We start from the raw sequence: 23453 nt of genomic DNA, 5'->3' as shown, positions 1-23453 counted from the left end.
ATATTGTGATACAATATAGTAAGGATTTTTTGAAATAGAAATGGTTGGAGGAAATATATGCTCTCATGGCTAGCGCGCATTATTAAAGGGATTGTCATTGCTCTTGGATTTATTCTACCGGGAATTTCCGGAGGGGTTCTAGCAGCAATCTTAGGAATTTATGAACGGATGATCGTCTTTCTGGCCCATCCCTTTAAAGACTTTAAAGAAAATGTTTTGTACTTTATTCCAGTTGCCATCGGTATGCTTCTGGGAATCGGCTTATTTTCCTACCCGATTGAATACCTGCTTGAAAATTATCAGGTCTTTGTCCTATGGAGTTTTGCTGGTGCTATCATTGGTACCATTCCAAGCCTTCTCAAAGAATCGACTCGAGAATCTGACAGAGACAAAATTGATTTAGCTTGGTTCTGGACAACCTTTATCATTTCTGGAATAGGCCTATATGCCTTAAACTTTGTTGTAGGAATCTTAACTCCATCTTTTTTCAACTTTATCTTGGCTGGTTCCCTACTAGCTCTTGGTGTCTTGGTCCCTGGATTGAGTCCTTCAAATCTACTTTTGATTCTAGGTCTCTATGCTCCTATGCTAACTGGATTTAAAACCTTTGATTTATTTGGCACCTTTCTTCCTATAGGGATTGGTGCTGGAGCTACCCTCATTATCTTTTCAAAATTAATGGATTATGCTTTAAACAATTATCATTCTCGAGTCTATCATTTTATCATTGGGATTGTCCTTTCTAGCACTATTTTGATTTTGATACCGAATGCAGGAAATACTGAAAGTATCCAATACATTGGTCTTTCTCTAGTAAATTATGTTCTCATCTCCTTCTTCTTCGCTCTTGGAATTTGGATGGGAATCTGGATGAGTAAATTGGAGGATAAGTATAAATAATGGCAAAAAAAGCAAAAAGCAAAAAAACATTGGTAGAACAAATCCTAGCTAAAGCAGGTGTGAGCCACATTGGAATTGAGTTAAATGCATTGGAAGGAGAGCTTCCTCAAGGTTATGAAAAATTCCAGATTTTTAAAACACTTGCTCTAATAGGAGATAAGACTGGTCCCATCATCGGAATTCTCCCTATAACAGAACACCTTGCTGAAAAAAAATTGGCAAAGGTTTCTGGCAATAAAAAGGTTAGCATGATTCCACAAAAGGACTTGGAAAAAACGACAGGCTATATTCATGGTGCAAATAATCCAGTTGGAATTCGTCAGAAACATAATTATCCAATCTTTATTGATGAAACATCTCTAAATCTAGACAAAATAATTGTTTCTGCTGGAGAAGTTGGTCATAGTATCATCATTGATCCGCAAGAACTAGCCACCTTTGTCAAAGCAAAATTTGCTGATATATTGGAGGCCAATAAATCATGAAACTTTATTTTGTCCGTCATGGTCGCACACTCTGGAACCAAGAAGGACGATTTCAAGGTGCCAGTGGTGACTCTCCTCTACTTGAGGAATCCATTCAAACTCTCATAAAACTTGGTCAATATCTAAAAGATGTTCCCTTCGAAAAAATATATTCAAGTGACTTGCCCAGAGCCAGAAAATCTGCAGAAATTATTCAAAGTCAACTCCAGAAATCCTGTCCTTTAGAATTAACCCCTACTATACGTGAATGGCAACTTGGGAAGTTGGAAGGTTTAAAAATCGCAACCCTAGAAGCTATTTACCCCCAACAAATCCAAGCCTTTCGTTCCAATCTTGCAAGGTTTAACACAAAAATGTTTGGCGCAGAATCCCTCTACAGTACAACTCAACGCACCATTCAATTTATCAAGTCACTGAAAGAAAGTGATGCAGAACAAATCCTCATCGTTGGTCATGGTGCTAATCTCACTGCCAGCCTTCGCACCCTTCTAGGTTATAAAGAACCCCTTCTGCGTAAAGATGGTGGCCTAGCAAACGCTAGTCTAACCATTTTAGAAACTAAAGATTTTGAAAGCTTTACTCTTGACGTTTGGAATGATACCTCTTATCAATAAAAGAACTTGATTTTAGCTTCAAGTTCTTTTTAGTTTTGAAAGATTATCCGTGAATTTCTTGCTTATTTATGATAAAATGGGAGTATCGCAAAAAATCACTCATCGTATTCAATTTTGAGTAAAACTAGGAGGATCCCATGTCAACAGAACATATGGAAGAACTAAATGACCAGCAGATCGTTCGCCGTGAAAAAATGGCTGCGCTTCGTGAACAAGGAATTGATCCCTTCGGAAAACGCTTTGACCGTACTGCTAACTCTCAAGAACTAAAAGATAAATTTGCTGACCTCGATAAAGACCAATTACATGAAAAAAATGAAACAGCTACTATCGCAGGACGTTTAGTAACCAAACGTGGTAAGGGTAAAGTCGGCTTTGCCCACCTTCAAGACCGCGAAGGTCAAATCCAGATTTACGTTCGTAAGGATGCTGTAGGGGAAGAAAATTACGAAATCTTCAAAAAAGCAGACCTTGGCGATTTCCTTGGTGTTGAAGGTGAAGTCATGCGTACAGATATGGGTGAACTCTCTATCAAGGCTACTCATATTACACACTTGTCCAAGGCGCTTCGTCCACTGCCAGAGAAATTCCACGGTTTGACAGACGTTGAAACTATCTACCGTAAACGTTACTTGGACTTGATTTCGAATCGAGAAAGTTTTGATCGCTTTGTCACTCGTTCAAAAATCATCTCTGAAATCCGTCGTTACCTAGACCAAAAAGGTTTCCTTGAAGTAGAAACACCTGTTCTTCACAATGAAGCTGGTGGTGCTGCTGCCCGTCCATTTATTACCCACCACAATGCCCAAAACATTGACATGGTACTTCGTATTGCTACTGAGCTTCACTTAAAACGCCTGATTGTTGGTGGTATGGAACGCGTTTACGAGATTGGCCGTATCTTCCGTAATGAAGGAATGGACGCTACTCACAACCCTGAATTCACTTCAATTGAAGTTTACCAAGCTTACGCAGACTTCCAAGATATCATGGATTTGACTGAAGGCATTATCCAACATGCTGCTAAATCAGTTAAAGGTGACGGTCCAGTCAACTACCAAGGAACTGAAATAAAAATCAATGAACCGTTTAAACGTGTTCACATGGTAGATGCTATCAAGGAAATTACTGGAGTCGACTTCTGGCAAGATTTGACTTTTGAAGAAGCAAAAGCAATTGCTGCTGAGAAGAAAGTTCCAGTTGAAAAACACTATACTGAAGTTGGTCACATCATCAATGCTTTCTTTGAAGAATTTGTTGAAGAAACCTTAATCCAACCAACCTTTGTTTATGGACACCCAGTAGCTGTCTCACCACTTGCTAAGAAAAATCCTGAAGACGAACGCTTTACTGACCGTTTCGAACTCTTCATCATGACCAAGGAATATGGTAATGCCTTTACTGAGTTGAACGACCCAATCGATCAGCTTAGCCGTTTCGAAGCCCAAGCTAAAGCCAAAGAACTAGGTGACGACGAAGCAACAGGTATCGACTACGACTACATCGAAGCCCTTGAATATGGTATGCCACCAACAGGTGGTTTGGGAATCGGTATCGACCGTCTCTGCATGCTCCTCACTGATACAACAACTATCCGTGATGTATTGCTCTTCCCAACAATGAAATAAGCTCTTATCCTCTGGTACTTGCCAGGGGATTTTTTTCATAGCCAAAAGAAATAGACTGAAGTTTTCACCTCAGTCTATTTTTCTATCAGACTTCAGAAAAGAAGTTTTTTTCTTAGTCTTCTTTTTTCTTGCGTCCAAGAAGTCCAAATCCACTCAAAGCTCCGAGAATTCCAAGTCCTAATAGGCTAGCATTAGCTTTTGTACCTGTGTTAGGCAATACTTTTGCAGCATCTTTAGATTCCTTGACTTCGGTAAAATCAGAAGTTTTTGCTGTTTCTGGAGTTACTGTTACTTCTGTTGTAGACGGTTTTTCTGGACGTGGAGTCGGAGTTACTTTCGGTGTTACTATCACTGGTACTTCAACCTCAACAATTTCTCCTGAAGGTAATTTAACCTTAACTTTAACACTTGGTTTTTGACCTGGTGTTTCTGTTGTTGGAATTTCTCCGATTTCCACTATTTCTGCACCTTTTGGAAGATCGATATGTAATTCAACATCTTCTTTGGTAACCGGGTCACCTACTGCTACTACTATTGGTTTAGTTTCAAGCGTTGGTTTTGCCGGAGTATCTTTTGGTGTTACTGTTACCGGTACGTCCACTGTAATCATACGACCATCAGGTAATTTCACTTTTACTTTAACAACTGGTTTTGCTCCAGGTGTTTCAGTTGTTGGAATTTCCCCGACTTCTACAATTTCCCATCCTTCTGGTAAATCGACTTTCTTCTTAACATCCTCTTTCGTAATTGGTGTTCCCACTTCTACTACAATAGGTGTTACTTTTGGTGTTACGATTACAGGCACATCGACTTCAATAATCTCACCAGTTGGTACTTTAACCTTCACTTTAACGCTTGGTTTTACTCCAGCTGGAATTGTTGTTGGAATTTCTCCTACTTCAACAATTTCCCATCCTGGTTCTTTTGGTAAATCAATATGTCCTTTCACATCGTCTGGTGTGATTGGAGTTCCTTGTGGTACAACAATTTGTCTTACAGTTGGTGTTACGATGACTGGTACATCTACTGTAATCTTACGTCCATCTGGTAATTCTACTTCAACTGGTACTACTGGTTTTGCTCCAGGTGTTTCAGTTGTTGGAATTTCTCCTACTTTTGTTACTTTCCATCCTTTTGGTAATTCAATATGTTTCTCAACATCTTCTGGTGTAACTGGTGTTCCTACTTGAACTACTACAGGAGTTACTTTTGGAGTTACGATTACAGGTATATTTACAGTTACTCGAATTCCATTTGGTAATTCAATCACAACTGGAATACTTGGTCTTTCTCCTGGTACATCCGTTGTTGGTTTATCTCCAATTGAGATAACTTTTGCTCCTTTTGGAATATGATTTTCAACATCTTCCGCAGTAATTGGATCACCTTGTTTTTTAACAATATCTTTAATAGGTGTTACATTCACTGGTACTTCTACTGTAACAACTTTTCCATTTGGTAATGTAATCGTTACTTTTACTGGATCTTTCTTACCTGGTGTTGTTAACTCTGGAATGCTTCCTACTTTAACTGTTGCTCCTTCTGGTACTTTAATTTGTTTTAAGATATCTTCTGGAGTCAGTTTGTCTTTTGTTACTGGTGTTTCAATTGGTGTAATTGGTGTTACATTTACTGGAACTTCTACCGTAACCACTTTGCCATTTGGTAATGTAATCGTTACTTTTACTGGGTCTTTCTTACCTGGCGTTGTTAAATCTGGTAAGTCTCCGACCTTAGCTGTTGCTCCGTCTGGTACTTTAATTTGTTTCAAGATATCCTCTGGAGTCAATTTATCTGTTGTAACTGGTGTTTCAATTTCCTTAACTGGTGTTACTGTTACAGGTACTTTTACTGTATATGATTTACCATTTTTCAATGTAATCTTAACTTCTACAGGTGTTTTTTCACCTGGTGTTGTTAAGTCTGGAAGATCACCTACTACCTCAACTGTTGCTCCGTCTGGAACATTTAGACCTTTAGTATAGTCACCTTTTTCTAATGGAGTATTCGTTACTGGTGTTTCGATTGGTTTAGGTTTTGATTCCACAACTTTAATGGTTGCTGGAACTTCTACTAACACTTTTCCATCTTTATCTTTTACAACTACAGTAACTGGTTTATCTCCTGGTGTTGTTCCATCATATGGAGTTGTTTGTCCTTCTGGAACTTTGTATTCGAATGTTGATCCTTCTGGATAATCACTAGGTGTGATACTATCTTCAGCTTTAGGTTTATCCTTATCTTCAGCATTTACTGGAGTTAATTGTTCTTTACCTTGAACAACCTTAATTTTCGCTGGTACTTCTACAATAGTATCTCCATCTGGATCTTTCACGACTACAGTAACATCTTTTTCACCCGGTGTTGTTCCATCATATGGAGTTGTTTGTCCTTCTGGAGTCTTGTATTCAAATGTTGAACCTTCTGGATAATCATCTGGAGTGATGCTATCTTGTGGTTTTGGTTTCTTATCATTTTCAGCATTCACAGGAACATATTGTGTCTTAGATTCTACTACTACAATTGTTGCTGGAATTTCTGTAATTGGTTGTCCATTCAACTTAGCTACTACTGTTACAGGTTTCTCACCTGGTGTTGTTGTATCTACTGGAGTGTTATCTTTATATTCAAATGTTGTTCCAGTTGGGAAATCATTTGGATTAATGTTTTCTTTTGGATCTGGCTGTTTCTTAGCTGGATCTACTGGGACATATTTAGGATAACTTTCAACTACACGTACTGTCGATGGCACTTCAACTAATACTTTATCCCCTTGTTTCACAACAACGGTAACTTTCTTATCACCCGGTGTAGATGTATCTATTTCTTCTTTGTACTCAAATGTTGCATCATCTGGGTAATCATTTGGATCAATACTATCTTCAGGTGATGGTTGTTTCTTACCTTCATCCACTGGAACGATTTGTGGATTTCCTTGTACAACCTTCACTTTTGTTGGTACTTCAACAAGTTTATCTTCTCCATCTTTCGCAATGACAACTACATCTTTTTCGCCTGGTGTAGTTGTATCTACTGGAGTTTTGTACTCAAATGTTGTTCCTTCTGGATATTGTTCTGGATCAATGCTCTTAGCTGCATCTGGTTGTGGTTTGCTTGGATCTGCTACTACATATTGTGTCTTAGGATCTACTACAACTACTTTTGCAGGAACTTCTACAATTGGTTGACCATTTAGCTTAGCTACAACAGTTACATCTTTTTCACCTGCAGTTGTTGTATCTACTGGTGTCTTGTACTCAAATGTTGTTCCTTCTGGATAGTCTCCAGGAGTAACACTGTCTTTTGCATCTGGTTGTGGTTTGCTTGGGTCTGCTACTACAAATTGTGGTGTGCTACCTACTACTCGTACTGTTGCTGGAACTTCTACAATTAGATTACCATTTTTATCTAGTACTTCAACAATAACATCTTTATCTCCAGGTGTTGTTACATCAATTGGACTTGTTTGTCCTTCTGGTGTTTTATATCTAAATGTAGAACCTTCTGGATAATCTTCTTTATCAACACTCTTCTCTGGGTCTGGAAGAACATCGTTTGTTTCTTTAACTGGTACGATTTGTGGTACACCTTCAACAACTGTAACTGGTACTTTAACAGTAGTCTTTTTTTCTTGACCATCTACAGTGTATTTAACAGGTACATCAACTTCCGTATCTTCTGTTAAGTCTGGCACTGTTATTGTAGCTGTTTCATCAATAGTAACGGTTGCACCTTGTGGTAATTTACCTGTAAATGTTGAATCTTCAATTGCTTTTTTCGCTTTTGCAAGGACTTTTTCTTTAGCTTTTTCCTTATCACTGTTTTTAGCAACTAGAATTTCTTCAGCTTCTGGTTTTGGTAATACTGTCACTGGAACACTTACTGTTTCTGTTAACTTACCATTGTCATATGTTACTGGTACGTCTACTTTAACGTCTGTTGCCCCTGCTTTACCTGCTGTTTCTGGTAATGTTGTTGGTTCACCTTTTGTTCCATCTGTTCCTGGTGTTACGGCTGCTTTCGCTTGTTCTGCTGTTGGTGTTTCACCTTCGAATACGACAATTTTACTTGGAGTTGAGCTTACTACTGTAACTGGGACTGAAATAGTATCTTCTGCTACTACTGTACCTGTAGCGTCTTTATATTGTACTTTTACTGGTACTGCAGTTTTGTCACTATTAGAATCTGTTGCTGGAACAGCATATGTTTGATTTGGATCTAATTCTGCTGTAACTCCTGATGGTAGTGTTAATTTGCCTAGTGCAGCTTGTGCTTTTTCTTTTACAGCTGTTGTTAGGTTATCAGCAGTTGTATCTTTTAATGTTGTTACTTTTTCTGGTGTTGCTTTTGGTAACACTTCAACTGGAACGTTCACAGTTTCATCTCCTGTTGGATATGTTACTGTCGTTGGTACGGTTACATCAGGTGTTCCTGCTTTTACTGTTGTAGCAGGTAAATCTGTTTCTTTCGGAGTATTAACTGTACCTCCAGTACCTGGTGTTACGGCAGCCTTAACTTTCTCAGCCTCTGGTTTTGTTCCTTCTAGTGTGTAAACTGTTTTTGGTTCTGAACCTAGTATGTTAACTGTAATTTCTGCATCTTTTGTATAAGTTGTTCCATCTACTGTGTAAGTTACTGGAACTTTAACGATTCCTTTGTTCGTTCCTTTTTCTGAGGTGATTGTTGCTAAAACTTCTTCTGTAATTTCTCCAACCACTACATCTTTAGAACCTTCTGGTAATTTTGCTTTGAAGTCAGCTGATGTTGCTACTTCTGTCGCTTTTGCTTTCGCTACTTCTTTAACTTTATCTACTGAAGCTCCTTTGTGTACTTCTACATTACCTGTTGCTTTTGGTAAGACCAACACAGGAACTGTTACTGTTTCAGGAAGTACAACATTTCCCTTCGTATAAGATACTGTTGTTTCAACATTAATAATTTGTCCAGCTTTACCAGTTGTTGTCGGCAGATTTTGAACATTATTTACTGTAGCTGTATATCCAGGAATTGTAGCAGGAGTTATTTTCTCCTTGATATCATCATTTTGGATTGTATCTCCTTCAAAAACAACTTTCTGTTGCTTAGTAGATGCCACTACATTCACATTAATGTCTATTTGATTATTAAATTTCTTACTTCCAACAGTGTGAATAACTGGTACTTTTAGAGTTCCACTATTTTCTTTTACAGCAGCTGTAGAATAACCTTGTACCATTGCAATTAAACTTGTTTCACTTAAATTTAGAGCAGCAGTAGCTTTTAATGTTGCTAATTTCTCTCTATAAGCTTCTGAATTTAGTAATTCTTCAGCACTTACTGTTGCTGCCTCTTTTGCTTTTTCAAAAGTTGTTCCAACTGGTACAGTTATAGTGCTATTTCCTGTCATAGAATCAATATAAATAGTACGATTATATTTATATTCAGGATTATCGGAAGTATTTAAACTATTAGCATTAACATTTACCGGTATATTATATCTATCCGCACCAACTATTCCATACGGTAAGATCATATTTCCTAATTTATCTTTTCCTCCAAATCCATTTTTCCCTACTACTTCAAACGTTGCTTCTCCGACAAAATCAGGCGTTACTTCAAATGGTATTGTAACAGTGTTGGAGCTACCACTTGTTGGATTAATATTTCGTTTTGGTAAATCAATTTTAAAAGTAAGTTCTCGTGTATCTTTGTTATATTTAAAGTCATAAGTATAACTTGGAGCAAATAAATTTTTACCATTTACTTCATTCAAGTCCGTTCCCTGTAATGTACCTAACTTAACACCTTCGGGAACTTTCAAAGTAACTTCATACCTAGTCTGATATACTACTCCTACTCCACCATGATTACTTAGCGTTAAATTAAACGTTCCTTGTTGAGCATTTTTATAAATAGAATTTTCTGTATAACCATATGCTTCTTTATCTCTACCTGAAACCACTGTCGTCGTTAAAGTCAGTGCTGGTCCTGAAGTTAATCCTAGTCCTGCAACTATATATCCATCTTCAACCTTATGACCATTCAAGTAATCAGAAGTTGTTGGCTGATCTCCTGCTTCTACAAATACACGTACTTTAGTTGTCCCTTCAGGCACTTTTACTACACGCCATAATGCAGCAAAACCATCCGAATCTGATCCAGGTTGTCCAATAAATTCTGTATCTGAAGCTTTTCCATCTTTTCTAGTTAATTCTGATAATGGTTGACCTGTATATGCATCAACTATTTTCATTTTTATTTTTTCACCTGATGAAGTCAAACCTAATTTACCATAAGCACTAGAAAAGACAAGATTAGCATACAAATGAGAGTTAGGATTTACGTCGAAATCTTTATAGATAGTTGTTCCTTGTTTTTTTAATTCTACATAATAATCTTTATTAACTTTTCCTATACTTTCATTTCCCAAACGATCAGTACTAATCATATATCTTAGTACTCCACCACTAGCGTTTGGTCTGTTTTGACCACCAGTAGCTGTAACATGACCGTTATTATCATAAACTTTGGCTGGCTTTGGTGCATATGTGGTTGCTGATTGTCCTGCTTTATATTCTATATCAGTAGGTGCTTCTGGTTTAACAATATTTACGGTGTTTGCGCCTTCTTTATCTACAATCTTCCAGCCGCCTAAAGCTCCTGCTTTTGCTTCATCAACCGTTATTTCTTTTTGTTTCCAATGATAAGTTGCTGAACCCAAATTAATAGCACCATTTATACCCGAAGCTTGATTTTCTACACGTTTTGTATGTGATGTAGCATTTGAGAAATCAGGTGTTCCAAAAGTATCATTTAAATTACTAATTACTGCATCAGATGGATTATTCCCATAATTTGCTAAGTGATTATTCGCAGGTGCTCCCCAGTCCAATTTTTTAGCTTGGTATAGTTTTAATAAATCTACTTTTTCTTTTAACTCTTGTAAAAGTGCATGCTTTTCTTTTTCTGTTGTTGGAATGTTGTTCCCTTTGTTTTTAACAGCTTGTGCAGAGTCTTTTACCTGGGTTAGAATTTCTATAAATTCCTTATCTTTTTTACCTTCTCTTTTAGCATTTTCAGCTGAGATTAAAGATTCAACTTTTGCGATTTCCGCCTCTAATTCAGAAGCTTTTTGTGTAATATCGTTTGTATTTACAACAACAGGATTTTCAGTACCATCTGCAACTGTACCTGTATCTCTAAACCCACTTTCCCCATTACCAGGAATAGCTTGTCCATTTCTAGGATCTTGATTTTTGTTTACTTTTTCTTCTGTTGCTTCTGATTTGATACTGTTTAAAATGACAAGGATACTTGAAAGTTGTTTAGCAAGTGCATCCACTTTTGCTTGTGTTTTTGTATCATCGTTCAAAAGTTCTTTTACTTTATTAACCAAGTTTTTAGCATCATCGATGACTGATTTTGTTTTCTTACCTTCGGTTAATTGACTCAATCTACTTTCAACTTGAGCAACTAAATCTTCTAATGATGCGGTATTAATAGCTACTTTTTCTGTCACTCCATTTGGGGTTTCAACTGCACTGGCTTGTGTGTCAGCAGCAGACTCTTTTACAGAAGTATTACTTTGTCCATCAGGCTCTTTAGCAGTAGCAGATGCTTGTCCAGCAACCTCCTTAGATTCCGAGGACTTATCATTTAGATTTTGAGTATTTTGAACTTCTCTGGTTTCTGAATTAGTCACTTGTTCAGCCGCTTGGACGCTTCCTCCACCAAGGAAAAATAACCCACTAGCTACAGCCACACTAGCCGCACCAAAACTGACCTTACGGATACTGTAACGTGTGAATTTCTCCACTTGCGATTGACGAACATGTCGCCCTTTAGGTTTAAACATTTACTTACTCCTTTTTTTTGACAATTAGCAATTAATATATATATGAAGACTAAAAACAAAAAGCCCCCCCCCTCAAATATAATTGTAAATTTGAAGGGGGTTTGATTTCATTATATCTCTTTTTCCTAAATATATCAACTATTTTGGCTTTTTCTAAAAACATAATATAACGACTTTCGAAATTATTTATAATTATATATTATCAATATTTATATTGTATATGTTATTTTATATTTTGTATAAAAAAGCCCAGTTTAAAATGTCAAAACTAGGCTTCCTATCTATTTTATTTTCCTTCTTTCACTTCTTTGGTTGCTACATCTTCTCCAAACCATTTTTGGCTGATTTCCTGGAACTTACCATCCTTATAAAGATTAGAAAATCCTTCATTTATCTTTTTAACCAGAGTTGTATCTTCCTTACGTGCTCCAACCGCAAAATCTTCTGTTTCTAGTCCAACTGTAAAGACATTATAATCGTTTAAAACGCCTTCTGCTTCTAAATAATAGTTTGCATAGACACGATCAATCAATAGACCATCAATTCGATCGTTTTTCAAATCAATCAAGGCTTCATTAAAGGTTTGGTATTGATTCGCTTTATTATTAGCAACAATATCCTTTAAAATCGCTGGATTTGCTTCAAAGTCCGCATAACCAGATGAACCAGCTTGAGCTCCTAATGTCTTTCCAGCCATATCCTTTGCAGTCGTGATACCTGAAGATTTCTTAGTCACCAATACCTGCTCATTCTTCATATATGAGTTACTGAATGCTACCTTTTCACGGCGTTCGTCTGTAGCGGAATAGCCATTCCAAATCAGATCAATCGTTCCTTTTGTCAATTCAGCTTCTTTCAAATCCCAATCAATCGGTTGCCAATTTACCGTAATTCCATATTTTTCAAAAACAGCTGTAGCTAAATCAATATCAAATCCTGCATAGGAACCATTTTTCTGAGCAAACCCCATTGGAACAAAAGTACTATCAAATCCAATAGTAATAGACTTGTTAGACTCGTATTTAGACCAATTATCTCCACCAGTTTCACTAGCATTTTTCCCACAAGCTACTAAGAACAAAGCAGTCATTAGACTGACTAATATAAGCATCAATTTTTTCATCATTTTTTCCTCCTATTTAGGTTCTACTTTTAATAATACATCTGCAATATTTTCCGCAAACTGTAAATCATGGGTAACCACAATCTGGGTCATGCCAAGTTCCCTATTTTGCAAGATTAGTTTTTCCACTTCCAAGCGTAATTCTGGATCCAGTGCAGAAGTTGGTTCATCGTAACCAATGATTTCTGGGTCAATCATCATAGCACGCGCCAAAGCCACCCGCTGTTTTTGCCCACCTGATAGTGAGAATGGATAAGCATCTGCGTGCCCTGCTAACCCTAACTGTTCCAAGAGTCCACGCGCCTTCTTCTCTGCCTCATCCTGCTTCATTCCCATTGTTTTCACAGGCGATAAGGTCAAATTGTCTAAAACTGACAAATGAGGGAAAAGTTGAAAATCTTGGAATACAAATCCCAGTAGATTTCGCTTCTCCAGTTCATCCAATTCTAAAGATTCTCCATTATAAAAGATTTGCCCTGAATCGATGGTTTCAAGACCTGCAAGCATACGTAAGAGAGTCGTCTTACCTCCACCAGAAGGCCCGACGATAGCTAGGATTTGCTTTTCAGGAATACTTAGACTGAAATCAGACAGGATTCGTTTGTCTCCGAATTTCTTATTGATATTTCGTAATTCTAACATGGCACTCTCCTATCTATAATAACTGTACTTCTTCTCAACTTTTTTGGAAATGATTGTCACAATCCCAATCAAAATCAAGTAAATGGCTCCTGCCAAGAACATGGGAACAAGGCTGGCATCACGGTTGGCAGCTGTTCGACTTGCTAAGATAAGGTCTGAAATTCCTAGAGCGTAGACTAGAGACGTATCCTTGACCAAACTCATAACCTCATTAAATACACTAGGGAGAACAATCTTGGTCACCTGAGGCAAGATAATATAGCGCACTGTGTCAAAAGGACTAAACTTCAAGACCTTAGCAGCCTCATATTGACCTTTAGGGATGGTATCAATCCCCCCACGGAAGATTTCAGCAAAGTAAGCAGCATAGTTAAGAACAAAGGCGATGATAGCCGCTGGAAGGCGATCCAAACGGATCCCAATGCTTGGTAGCACATAATAGATAAAGATCAATTGCAAGAGCAAGGGTGTGCCTCGCATAATCCAAATGTAAATGTTAATCAGATGATGGAGGAGCTTCCAATGGACTTGCAAGGCAAAGGCAATTAAAACGCCCAAGGGAATAGAAAAAAGCAAGACCAGTGCAAAAACCTGTAAAGTCATGCTTGCACCGCTCAATAAACTCGGTAAGATCTCAAACAAATAAGACATACTGACACCTCCTTAAAATAATTGTTCCTATTATAGCATTAATAAACATAAAATGGTGGAATTTTTGTAAAAAAATTTCTTTATTCTTTGTAAAGTTAATTTACAAAAAAGAGGCTGGGACAAAAGTCTAACCTTAAATATAAAAAGCGAACAAAACGAGTTATCTGATACTCAGAATCCTGTTTTGTTCACTTTTTTTGTCTAGTTTATCGATTTTAAAAAATTATAATAAAGAGTTCCTAAAATCAAAATCTTTTTGTCCCAGACTCTCCTTCATATTTACTTGATTTTCTTAGCTAGCATGGTCGCAAAGCGTAGTTGTATACGATTGCCATTCTCATCGCGACGGTGAAGATGACCCGGATTTTCATTGTACTTAACCAATTCCCAGTCCTTGTAATAGTCTGCCAGTTCCCCTTCCTTAAAAGTAAATGGAAAGTTTACTGAGCAAGGATAATCCTCCGTGTCCATGGCACAAACGATAAGATTGTAGCCACCAATAGTGGTTTTCTCCTGCATGTTTTTGATAATTGCGGGAATGCGGTCTGCTTGCAAAAACATCAAAACAACTGTCGAGACGATGAAATCATACTCTTGCCCGATGCTAGCTGAATTGATATCGTAAAGACCAACAGGCATTTCCAAATCTTCCTGCTCCACAATGCTTTGCAAGATTTCAAGGGATAATTCATTTTGATCGACAGCTGTCACATCAAAACCTTGCTGTGCTAAGAAGAGAGAGTTTCGACCCTGACCACAGCCCAAATCCAAGGCTTTCCCTGCTTTCACTGTCTGCATAGCTTCTAGAACTTCTGAATGAACAGGATTGGTATTGTATTTTTTAGGGAAGTAATCCTCAGGTTTACAATAAAATTCCAAGTACCATTCCACATCGTCTGTTACAGCCTCCACTCGGTGCCAAGCTTGTGGTTGCGCCATGGGATTGTCAGCCCCTGCTTCAAAGAGGTGTTCAGCTAAAACCTCACCATCCTCTGTCAATTCAATAAACTTGAGAGTTCCTTTTAAAACAGTAATCTTGCCCCAAGTCCCAACCTTGGTATTGTGTTTCTGCTGAACCGCCGCTGGCATGGTTTCTTTATTCCACAAGGGCATACGTTTATAGGCAATTAGTTTTTCCATTTTCATTTCCTCTTTTTATCGCTGATTAACAGCTTTCATAACACGTGCGATGTCGCGGTTTTGCTCACGACGTTTGATAGACTCCCGTTTGTCGTAGTCATGCTTCCCTTTGGCAAGTCCTAAAAGGAGCTTGGCATAGCCATCTTTGATATAGACTTTAAGGGGAACCAGGGTCATACCTGTTCCTTTAGTCTCCTGTTCCAATTTTTGAATTTGCTTCTTATGGAGCAGGAGTTTTCGACGACGTTCTGGTTCTTGGTTCCAGATATTGCCCTCTTCGTAAGGAGCGATATGAACATTGCTCAACCAGATTTCCCCATTTTTCACTTGGGCAAAGCCATCCTTGAGGTTGATTCGAGCAGCTCGCACACTCTTGATTTCAGTTCCAGTCAGAACCATCCCTGCCTCTAGCGTATCTACGATTGTATAGTCGTGGCGCGCCTTTTTATTTTGCGCGACGACCTTTCCCTCGCCCTTTGCCATGCTTGACTCCTTTCTTAGCTACTTCTTTGTAAAAAGGTTTCTTTTCTTTTTTCTTCTTGTCTTTTTGTGAATGCTTTCGCTTATCATTTGAGCGTCCTGATTTTCTCTTGTCTTCCTTCTTATCTGAACGACGACTTGAACCACGCCCTCTGTCACTGCGACTAGACTGTTTCAGCCCCTTCTCAATCACATCAAACTCACTTGCTACAAATGAAAAATCAATCTCTCCAGTCATCTTGTCCGCTCTTTCAACTCGAATACGGATTTGCTGACCCACACGGAAGGTAATACCTGATTTCTCTCCACGAAGGGTCAAATCCCGCTCATTGAAATGATAAAACTCAGGAAGGTTGGTGATGTGAATCAAACCTTCAACTGTATTTGGTAATTCAACAAAGAGACCGAATTTGACGATACTTGATACAAGAGCATCATATTCTTCACCCACTAATTCTTCCATGTACTCAGCCTTTTTCATGGCTTCGACTTCACGCTCAGCCTCAATAGCACGACGTTCACGGTTGGAAGACTGGGTCGCAATCTCTGGAATCACTTGTTCAAAATGCTCGGCTATTTCTTTAGAACGGCCGTAATCCCGAATCATACGGTGAACAAGAAGGTCTGGATAACGACGAATCGGACTGGTAAAGTGAGTGTAATAGTCAGCCGCTAGTCCATAGTGGCCGTGATTGTGCTCCGAATAGCGAGCCTGCTGCATAGATCGAAGAAGCATCATGGACAATACATCCGCATAAGGTTCTCCCTCAACAGTACGCATGATGTCTTGGAGGACCTCCTGGCTAATCTCACTGGCAGTCCCATAAATGCGCAAGCCAAAGCTCGAAGCATAATCAATAAACTTCTGAACCTTTTCAGCCTTTGGCTCCTCGTGAATTCGATAGATGAAAGGCAAATCCAGCTTGCTGAAATGCTCAGCAACTGTTTCGTTGGCCATCAACATAAAGGACTCAATCATGCGCTCGGCAACACCACGCTGACGAAGAACGATATCAACAGGCTTACCTTGCTTATCCACTAAAATCTTCGCTTCATTGGTATCAAAATTGAGGGCACCACGTTTCACACGCATGTTTTCTAAAGTTTCATGGAGCTTGGCCATGAGTTCAATACTTGGAACAATTTTCTGATATTCTTTTCTCTTTTCTTCATCGCCAGCTAAGATATCATTGACATCGCTATAGGTCATACGAAAACTGGTCTTGATAACTGTTTGTGTAATGGTATAGTTAACCACACGACCATGTTTATCAATCTCCATGATGGCTGACTGAGTTAGACGGTCAACTTGAGGATTGAGGGAACAAATGCCGTTTGACAGTCGTTCTGGAAGCATTGGAACAACTCGGTCTGTCACGTAAACAGAAGTCGCGCGGTTAAGGGCTTCCTTGTCAAGGGCAGAACCCTCGGTCACATAATAGGAAACATCCGCAATGTGAACTCCGAGTTCGATATTTCCATTTTTCAAAGGCTTGATGTGAACTGCGTCGTCCAAGTCCTTAGCATCAGCACCATCAATGGTAAAAGTAATCTCATCTCTCAAGTCCAGACGACCTTCAATATCTTTTTGAGACGGAACATCAGGCACACTTTCTGCTTCCTTGACAACAGCCTCTGGAAACTCAGATACAATGTCCATTGATTCCAAGACCTCAAGAACATCAATTCCGACATCCGTTGAATGCCCCACCACATCGAGGACACTAGCGACAAAGAAATCATGTTTCTTGCTTGGGTATTTATCGATAAAGACCTTGAGAACTTCGGTTCCCTCGAGTTTAAGGGCTGGTTTCTTAACATAGATGGGTTGACTGATTTTCTGATTTTTTGAACGGATGTAACCAGCATACTTGGGCTTTTCCTGATCTAGAACGATTTGACCGACTACGGTTGTCAGACTGTGTTCTAAGATATCGATAATTTTAGCTTCTGCTGCTGTTCCCTTATTACGGTCAGCAACTTTTTTGATGACGACTTCAACGGTATCACCATCAATAGCATAGTTGACATCGTTTTTTCCTACAAAAAGGTCGTCCTCCTCACCTTCTAGGCTGACAAAACCAAAGCCATTTTTATGAGCATGGAAAATCCCCTTGAGAGTAATCTCATGTTTTTTCTTGGCTTCCAAGGTCAGACTGCCATCTTCTTCAAAGCGAATCTGGTGCTTTCTTTCCATTAGGGACAAGGTTTTAATCAACTCACGAAAATCCTTGGACCCGTCTTTTCCCAAAGCCTGAGCCAAGTCATTGACCGTTACCTTTCCCTTGTCTTGTAAATATTCTTTTATAATTTCTTTCATGTTTTCTTTCTAGATTTTTTATTTGGCATAAATCATAATCATTTCAAAATAAAAACAGGCAAAGACCTAGTCTTGCCCATTCTTTTCTTATCTACTTGATAATACCGTCAATGCTAAGGCAATGGCTAGCCAGAAAAAGACTAAAATCCCTGTCAAACGCTGCATCACAGCTTCAAAACCACGCGCTTTACTACGTTCAAACAAATCACCTGCACTGGCATCAAATACATTGCTAGATTGGTTTTTAGTGGGTTGCATGAAAATCGCAATCACAATCACAACAGATAATACTAGTAAAATGGTTAATAATAGGTTATACATATCAAACTCCTTAAAATCCCTATTATTTTACCATAAAATCTACTTAGATTCAAGATGTAGGGTTACTTTTCTTTCCTTGGGACAATACTTTAAAACTTCAATCTTGTCCGGATGGGTTTTTGAGTTTTTACTGGTTAGGTAGTTCATGCTTCCACACGAGGAGCATTTGAGATTAATTTTTACACGCACGAGATTTCCTTTACTCTTATCCTTATTTTTAGTTCAACTACATTTAAGAAACTGTTTAAACAAATAGATTCAATCTTGATCACTTCTTTCGAGAAGAGAATTAAGCTGAGCTAGTAATTGGTCTTGACTTCCATTGTTATCGATAACCTGGCTCGCCAAACCCTTCTTTTCTTCTAACAGCCACTGGGCTGAAAGACGAGAAATGGCTAGATCTTTAGAAAGTTGATCTCGCTTCATTAAGCGCTCCATTTGAACATCCGGCTCCACATAGACCAACCAAGTCTCATCAAACCAAGAGGCATAGTCTTGTTCAAAAAGCAGGGGAATATCCATGAAGAAAATCTCTTCTGTCTGAGCCAACTGGTCTCTCAACCTAGCTAGTTCCTCACGGATAATCTCTCCTTGGATTTGCTTAGACCATTCTCGCTCTTCCGTATTTGAAAAGATGAGACTAGCTAGGAGAGGCCGATTGAGTGCTCCATTTTCAAGGATGATTTCTTGCCCAAAGTGCTGGACTAGAGCCTTAAACAGACGACCGCCAGGCTTCTGGAGCTGGTGGACAAGAGCATCAGCGTCAACTACTTGAAAGCCTTTCTGCCTCAAAAAGTTTGTCACGGTTGACTTACCAGAGGCGATTCCACCTGTGATTCCAATGATTTTTCCCATCAGTCCCTCCTTTGACACTGGGGACAAAAATGAGTACCACGTCCGCCTAGTTGGATTTTTTCAATCACAGTGCCACAACGTGAACATTCTTGACCAGCCTTATCATAGACTTGATGAAAATCCTGCATGGTTCCATCATCGCCAAATGCATTGGTATAAGTCCGAATAGTTGAGCCTCCTTTTTCAACAGCCTGATCTAAAACAGCAATGGTCTGATCATGAAGCTCTGCAACTTCTTTAGCTGTCAAACTCTGGGAAGGCCTAGCCGGATGAACTTGAGCTCGCCAGAGAACCTCATCCACATAGATATTGCCAAGTCCAGCTACCAAAGTCTGATCTAGCAAATGAGACTTGATAGGCTTTTTAGATTTTGCAAGTGCAGCTTGAAAGATCTGCAGATCAAAATCATCTTCCCTTGGTTCTGGTCCCAATTTTTTGGAAACAAAATAAGCATCCAATAATTGAGGTGCTAACAGTTCCATGGTACCAAACTTGCGTACATCCTCATAAACAAGCGTCCCACCATCTTCAAACTGAAAGAAAACATGGGCATGCTTACGTTCAGGCACCTGATCTGGATAGTAAAAATATTTTCCCTCCATCCGCAGATGGGAAATCAAGACCTTGTCTGTCAAGTAGAAAAGCAAATATTTGCCACGACGTCCCATTGACTCAACAATCTGACCAGGTACTTCCTTTTGAAACTCGTCCAAGTCCGTTTTAATCATCTTAGGATAACGAATTTCTATACTCGAAATCTTCTTTCCCAAAATCAATGTTTCCAAACCACGTCGAACGGTTTCAACCTCAGGTAATTCAGGCATAAGTCCTCCTTCTCTAAAAACAAGAAGCAGGCTTATGCCCACCTCTACTTAGTATTCTTTTTCATTATAGCCAAAGTCAGCCAAATCTAGCTTTTTATCGCGCCAATTTTTCTTGACCTTGACCCATGTTTCTAGAAAGACCTTGTCTCCTAGCATGAGTTCAATATCACGACGGGCCATGCTACCAATTTTCTTAAGCATAGCTCCACCTTTTCCGATGACAATCCCCTTTTGACTATCGCGCTCCACCATGATGGTTGCACGGATATGAACCTTGTCTGTCTCTTCATCCCGTTTCATAGAATCAACCACAACGGCAACTGAGTGAGGAATCTCTTCACGTGTCAAGTGCAAGACTTTCTCACGAATCATTTCTGAAACCAAGAAACGTTCTGGATGGTCAGTGATTTGGTCAGCTGGGAAATACTGGAAACCTTCGTCCAGATTGTCACTCAAAATATCCACTAGACGAGAGACGTTATTTCCTTGAAGAGCTGAGATTGGGACAATTTCCTTGAAGTCCATTTGATTACGGAAATCATCAATCTGAGACAAAAGCTGGTCTGGGTGAACCTTATCAATCTTGTTGACCACCAGAATCACAGGAACCTTAGCAGCCTTGAGACGCTCGATAATCATATCGTCCCCCTTGCCACGCGCTTCATCAGCCGGAACCATAAAGAGAACGGTATCCACTTCACGGAGAGTGCTGTAGGCGGATTCAACCATGAAATCTCCAAGGGCTGTTTTTGGCTTGTGAATCCCTGGGGTATCGATAAAGACAATTTGCTCCTTCTCAGTGGTGTAAATCCCCATGATTTTGTTGCGCGTTGTCTGCGCCTTATCACTCATGATGGCAATCTTTTGCCCCATGACGTGGTTCAAAAAAGTTGACTTCCCAACATTGGGACGTCCTAAAATGGCTACAAAGCCTGATTTAAATGTCATAATTTCCTCTTAACTCTTAAAATAGTAAATCCCAAATACGTGGGAGAAAGATAAGGGCACCCGTAACTGCTGCGAAAAGCGACACTACAAGCACAGCACCAGCTGCCATATCCTTGGCTTTCTTTGCCAACATAGAAAAGTGATAGTGACTGGCCAAATCAACCACATTTTCGATAGCTGAATTCATGATTTCAAATGCTACCACCAAGAAAATGCTTAATAGGAGAAGGAGCCATTCGATTCGTGAAACCTGAAAAACAAAACCTGCAAGGATAACCACAAGGGCTGTCACTGCATGTTTTCGCATATTACGTTCGTCCTTGATAGCAGTAAAAATACCTGTCAAGGCAAATTCTAAACTGGAAATCAGGTCACGATTTTTCCATTTTCGTTTATTGTCTTGTGAGTCCATAGGCTGTTAAAATCTCTTCTTGTAAACCGAACATCTCCGCTTCTTCTTCCGGAGTGTAGTGATCATAGCCGTTGATATGTAAAAAGCCGTGTACTGCCAAGAAGCCCATCTCACGCTCAAAGCTGTGACCATATTCCTCAGCCTGCTCATGAGCCTTATCGATAGAGATGAACAATTCCCCAATATAGGCATCAAACTCAGACATCATTTCTGCCAATTCTGGATTGTCAAGTAAATCTTCTTCGTCAAAAGCAATATCCAATTCCGGCTTATACTCAAGGCTGATGACATCTGTTGGACGATCTGTGTCACGGTACTCCAAATTAAGTTCATGACTACGCTCATTGGTCACAAAAGTAACTGCCATCTCCTTGTCTTCTTTGCCTATTTTTTTGGCTGCAAATTCCAAAATTTCTTGGGTTTGTTGCAAGATATCTTTTGAAACTTGACCAGTTTCATCTACCATTTCAATATACATGTGCTTCTCGTTTCTCTTTACTTGGCTTTATTATACCACATTTCCATGATTTTATTCTACCTTTTTGATATAATACTATGGAATACAATCACAAGGAGAGAACGATGTCATTTGACGGATTTTTTTTACACCACATGATTGATGAATTGCGAAGAGAGTTAGTGAATGGACGCATTCAGAAAATCAATCAGCCTTTTGAGCAAGAGTTGGTCTTGCAAATCCGCAGCAATCGCCAAAGCCATCGCCTGCTCCTTTCTGCCCATCCCGTTTTTGGACGCATTCAGCTGACCCAAACAACTTTTGAAAATCCTGCTCAACCTTCTACCTTTATCATGGTGTTGAGAAAGTATTTGCAGGGTGCCCTGATTGAGTCGATTGAGCAAGTGGAAAATGACCGTATCGTGGAAATCTCTGTTTCCAATAAAAACGAGATTGGGGACCATATCCAAGCTACCCTGATTATCGAAATCATGGGTAAACACAGCAATATTCTACTGGTCGATAAAAGCAGTCACAAAATCCTCGAAGTCATCAAACACGTCGGTTTTTCACAAAATAGCTACCGCACCTTGCTTCCTGGATCGACCTATATCGCTCCGCCAAGTACGGAATCACTCAATCCTTTCACGATCAAGGATGAAAAGCTCTTTGAAATCCTGCAAACACAGGAAACAACAACTAAAAACCTTCAAAGCCTCTTTCAAGGTCTGGGACGTGATACGGCAAATGAATTAGAAAACATTCTGGTTAGTGATAAATTGTCCACTTTCCGTAACTTTTTCAATCAAGAAACCAAGTCATGCTTGACTGAGACTTCCTTTAGTCCAGTCCCTTTTGCAAATCAGGTGGGAGAGCCTTTTGACAATCTTTCTGATTTGTTGGATACCTACTATAAGGACAAGGCTGAGCGCGACCGTGTCAAACAGCAAGCCAGTGAACTCATTCGCCGTGTTGAAAATGAACTTCAAAAAAATCGACATAAACTGAAAAAACAAGAAAAAGAATTACTGGCGACAGACAATGCTGAAGAATTCCGCCAAAAAGGGGAATTGCTGACAACCTTCCTCCACCAAGTACCTAACGACCAAGACCAGGTTATCCTAGACAACTACTACACCAACCAACCGATCACAATTGCACTAGATAAGGCTCTAAGTCCCAACCAGAATGCCCAGCGTTATTTCAAACGCTACCAAAAACTAAAAGAATCCGTCAAATATTTGACAGATCTGATTCAAGAAACCAAGGCAACCATTCTCTATCTGGAAAGTGTAGAGACTGTTCTCAACCAAGCTGGACTAGAAGAAATCGCTGAAATCCGTGAAGAATTAATCCAAACAGGTTTTATCCGCAGAAGACAGCGAGAAAAAATTCAGAAGCGCAAAAAGCCAGAACAATATCTAGCAAGCGATGGCAAAACCATCATCTATGTCGGCCGCAATAACCTGCAAAATGAAGAGCTAACCTTTAAAATAGCCCGCAAGGAGGAACTTTGGTTCCATGCCAAGGACATTCCTGGAAGCCATGTTGTCATCTCAGGCAATCTTGACCCATCCGATGAAGTCAAGACAGATGCAGCAGAGCTGGCCGCCTACTTCTCTCAAGGTCGCCTGTCAAATCTTGTTCAGGTAGATATGATTGAAGTCAAGAAACTCAACAAACCAACTGGTGGAAAACCAGGCTTTGTCACTTACACAGGACAAAAGACCCTCCGTGTCACACCAGATCCAGAAAAAATCGCATCCATGAAAAAATCCTGATTTTACTTGAAATCAGGATTTTTAACTTACTTCCTTAA

At 39.3% G+C, this 23453-nt stretch carries 19 protein-coding genes; 5 read left to right on the top strand and 14 right to left on the bottom strand.

The genetic code is table 11. The annotated features are described in order from the left end of the window. The first annotated feature begins 57 nt into the window (after nt 1–57). From QZ114_RS06450 to lysS, 4 genes are all read left to right on the top strand, one after another. The gene (locus QZ114_RS06450) at nt 58–900 is read left to right on the top strand and encodes a DUF368 domain-containing protein (RefSeq protein ID WP_295501132.1); all 843 of its coding nucleotides are present in this window, start codon (nt 58–60) and stop codon (nt 898–900) included. Beyond that, nucleotides 900–1385 carry an aminoacyl-tRNA deacylase gene (locus tag QZ114_RS06445; RefSeq protein WP_295501129.1) on the top strand — a complete coding sequence of 162 codons (486 nt, stop codon included), beginning with the start codon at nt 900–902 and terminating at the stop codon, nt 1383–1385. The genes QZ114_RS06450 and QZ114_RS06445 overlap by 1 nt, the downstream gene beginning before the upstream one ends. Then, the gene (locus tag QZ114_RS06440; RefSeq protein ID WP_295501126.1) at nt 1382–1999 is read left to right on the top strand and encodes a histidine phosphatase family protein; all 618 of its coding nucleotides are present in this window, start codon (nt 1382–1384) and stop codon (nt 1997–1999) included. Before QZ114_RS06445 ends, QZ114_RS06440 begins: the two co-directional genes overlap by 4 nt. Nucleotides 2000–2136: 137 nt before the next feature. Next, nucleotides 2137–3627 carry a lysine--tRNA ligase gene (gene lysS, locus QZ114_RS06435; RefSeq protein WP_295501123.1) on the top strand — a complete coding sequence of 497 codons (1491 nt, stop codon included), beginning with the start codon at nt 2137–2139 and terminating at the stop codon, nt 3625–3627. Nucleotides 3628–3739: 112 nt separating this feature from the next. On the opposite strand, the gene QZ114_RS06430 is transcribed toward lysS, so the two are convergent. The 14 genes from QZ114_RS06430 to ybeY all read right to left on the bottom strand — a co-directional run bounded on the left by QZ114_RS06430 (nt 3740) and on the right by ybeY (nt 21655). Then, on the bottom strand, nt 3740–11461 hold the full coding sequence (locus QZ114_RS06430) for a Rib/alpha-like domain-containing protein (RefSeq protein WP_295501119.1): 7722 nt from the start codon (nt 11459–11461) through the stop codon (nt 3740–3742). Between the two features lie 286 nt (nt 11462–11747). Then, complete coding sequence (locus QZ114_RS06425) at nt 11748–12584, bottom strand: amino acid ABC transporter substrate-binding protein (protein ID WP_295501302.1); 837 nt, start codon at nt 12582–12584, stop codon at nt 11748–11750. 12 nt (nt 12585–12596) lie between these two features. Further along, nucleotides 12597–13226, bottom strand: a complete 630-nt coding sequence (locus QZ114_RS06420) for an amino acid ABC transporter ATP-binding protein (RefSeq protein ID WP_295501117.1) — start codon at nt 13224–13226, stop codon at nt 12597–12599. A gap of 9 nt (nt 13227–13235) precedes the next feature. After that, nucleotides 13236–13877 (bottom strand): amino acid ABC transporter permease, encoded by a 642-nt coding sequence (locus QZ114_RS06415; protein ID WP_295501115.1) that lies wholly within the window; start codon nt 13875–13877, stop codon nt 13236–13238. Between the two features lie 279 nt (nt 13878–14156). Beyond that, nucleotides 14157–15017 carry an SAM-dependent methyltransferase TehB gene (tehB, locus tag QZ114_RS06410; protein ID WP_295501114.1) on the bottom strand — a complete coding sequence of 287 codons (861 nt, stop codon included), beginning with the start codon at nt 15015–15017 and terminating at the stop codon, nt 14157–14159. Between the two features lie 15 nt (nt 15018–15032). Further along, on the bottom strand, nt 15033–15500 hold the full coding sequence (gene smpB, locus QZ114_RS06405; RefSeq protein ID WP_125452173.1) for an SsrA-binding protein SmpB: 468 nt from the start codon (nt 15498–15500) through the stop codon (nt 15033–15035). Beyond that, complete coding sequence (rnr, locus tag QZ114_RS06400) at nt 15463–17817, bottom strand: ribonuclease R (RefSeq protein ID WP_295501112.1); 2355 nt, start codon at nt 17815–17817, stop codon at nt 15463–15465. The genes smpB and rnr overlap by 38 nt, the downstream gene beginning before the upstream one ends. Before the next feature lie 87 nt (nt 17818–17904). Next, the gene (secG, locus tag QZ114_RS06395; protein ID WP_000282514.1) at nt 17905–18138 is read right to left on the bottom strand and encodes a preprotein translocase subunit SecG; all 234 of its coding nucleotides are present in this window, start codon (nt 18136–18138) and stop codon (nt 17905–17907) included. A gap of 39 nt (nt 18139–18177) precedes the next feature. After that, the gene (gene rpmG / locus QZ114_RS06390) at nt 18178–18327 is read right to left on the bottom strand and encodes a 50S ribosomal protein L33 (protein WP_007519517.1); all 150 of its coding nucleotides are present in this window, start codon (nt 18325–18327) and stop codon (nt 18178–18180) included. 69 nt (nt 18328–18396) lie between these two features. Then, entirely contained in the window at nt 18397–18993 is a 597-nt protein-coding gene (coaE, locus tag QZ114_RS06385) for a dephospho-CoA kinase (protein ID WP_295501107.1), read from the bottom strand. Further along, nucleotides 18993–19817 (bottom strand): DNA-formamidopyrimidine glycosylase, encoded by an 825-nt coding sequence (gene mutM, locus QZ114_RS06380; protein WP_295501104.1) that lies wholly within the window; start codon nt 19815–19817, stop codon nt 18993–18995. The genes coaE and mutM overlap by 1 nt, the downstream gene beginning before the upstream one ends. A 48-nt stretch (nt 19818–19865) precedes the next feature. Continuing rightward, nucleotides 19866–20765: a GTPase Era gene (era, locus tag QZ114_RS06375; RefSeq protein ID WP_295501100.1), complete on the bottom strand. Its 900-nt coding sequence runs from the start codon at nt 20763–20765 to the stop codon at nt 19866–19868. A gap of 16 nt (nt 20766–20781) precedes the next feature. Then, nucleotides 20782–21177, bottom strand: coding sequence for a diacylglycerol kinase family protein (locus QZ114_RS06370; protein WP_295501097.1), 396 nt, complete (start codon nt 21175–21177; stop codon nt 20782–20784). Continuing rightward, nucleotides 21158–21655 carry an rRNA maturation RNase YbeY gene (gene ybeY, locus QZ114_RS06365; RefSeq protein WP_295501093.1) on the bottom strand — a complete coding sequence of 166 codons (498 nt, stop codon included), beginning with the start codon at nt 21653–21655 and terminating at the stop codon, nt 21158–21160. The genes QZ114_RS06370 and ybeY overlap by 20 nt, the downstream gene beginning before the upstream one ends. A 104-nt stretch (nt 21656–21759) precedes the next feature. Between ybeY and pavA the strand changes: the two genes are divergently transcribed. Next, on the top strand, nt 21760–23415 hold the full coding sequence (pavA, locus tag QZ114_RS06360; RefSeq protein WP_295501090.1) for an Rqc2 family fibronectin-binding protein PavA: 1656 nt from the start codon (nt 21760–21762) through the stop codon (nt 23413–23415). Nucleotides 23416–23453: the final 38 nt, after the last annotated feature.

It is taken from the genome of uncultured Streptococcus sp., from assembly GCF_901875575.1.
Lineage (GTDB): Bacteria > Bacillota > Bacilli > Lactobacillales > Streptococcaceae > Streptococcus.
The sequence above is the reverse complement of the archived record's forward strand: the minus strand, read 5'-3'. Positions and strand labels throughout refer to the sequence as shown.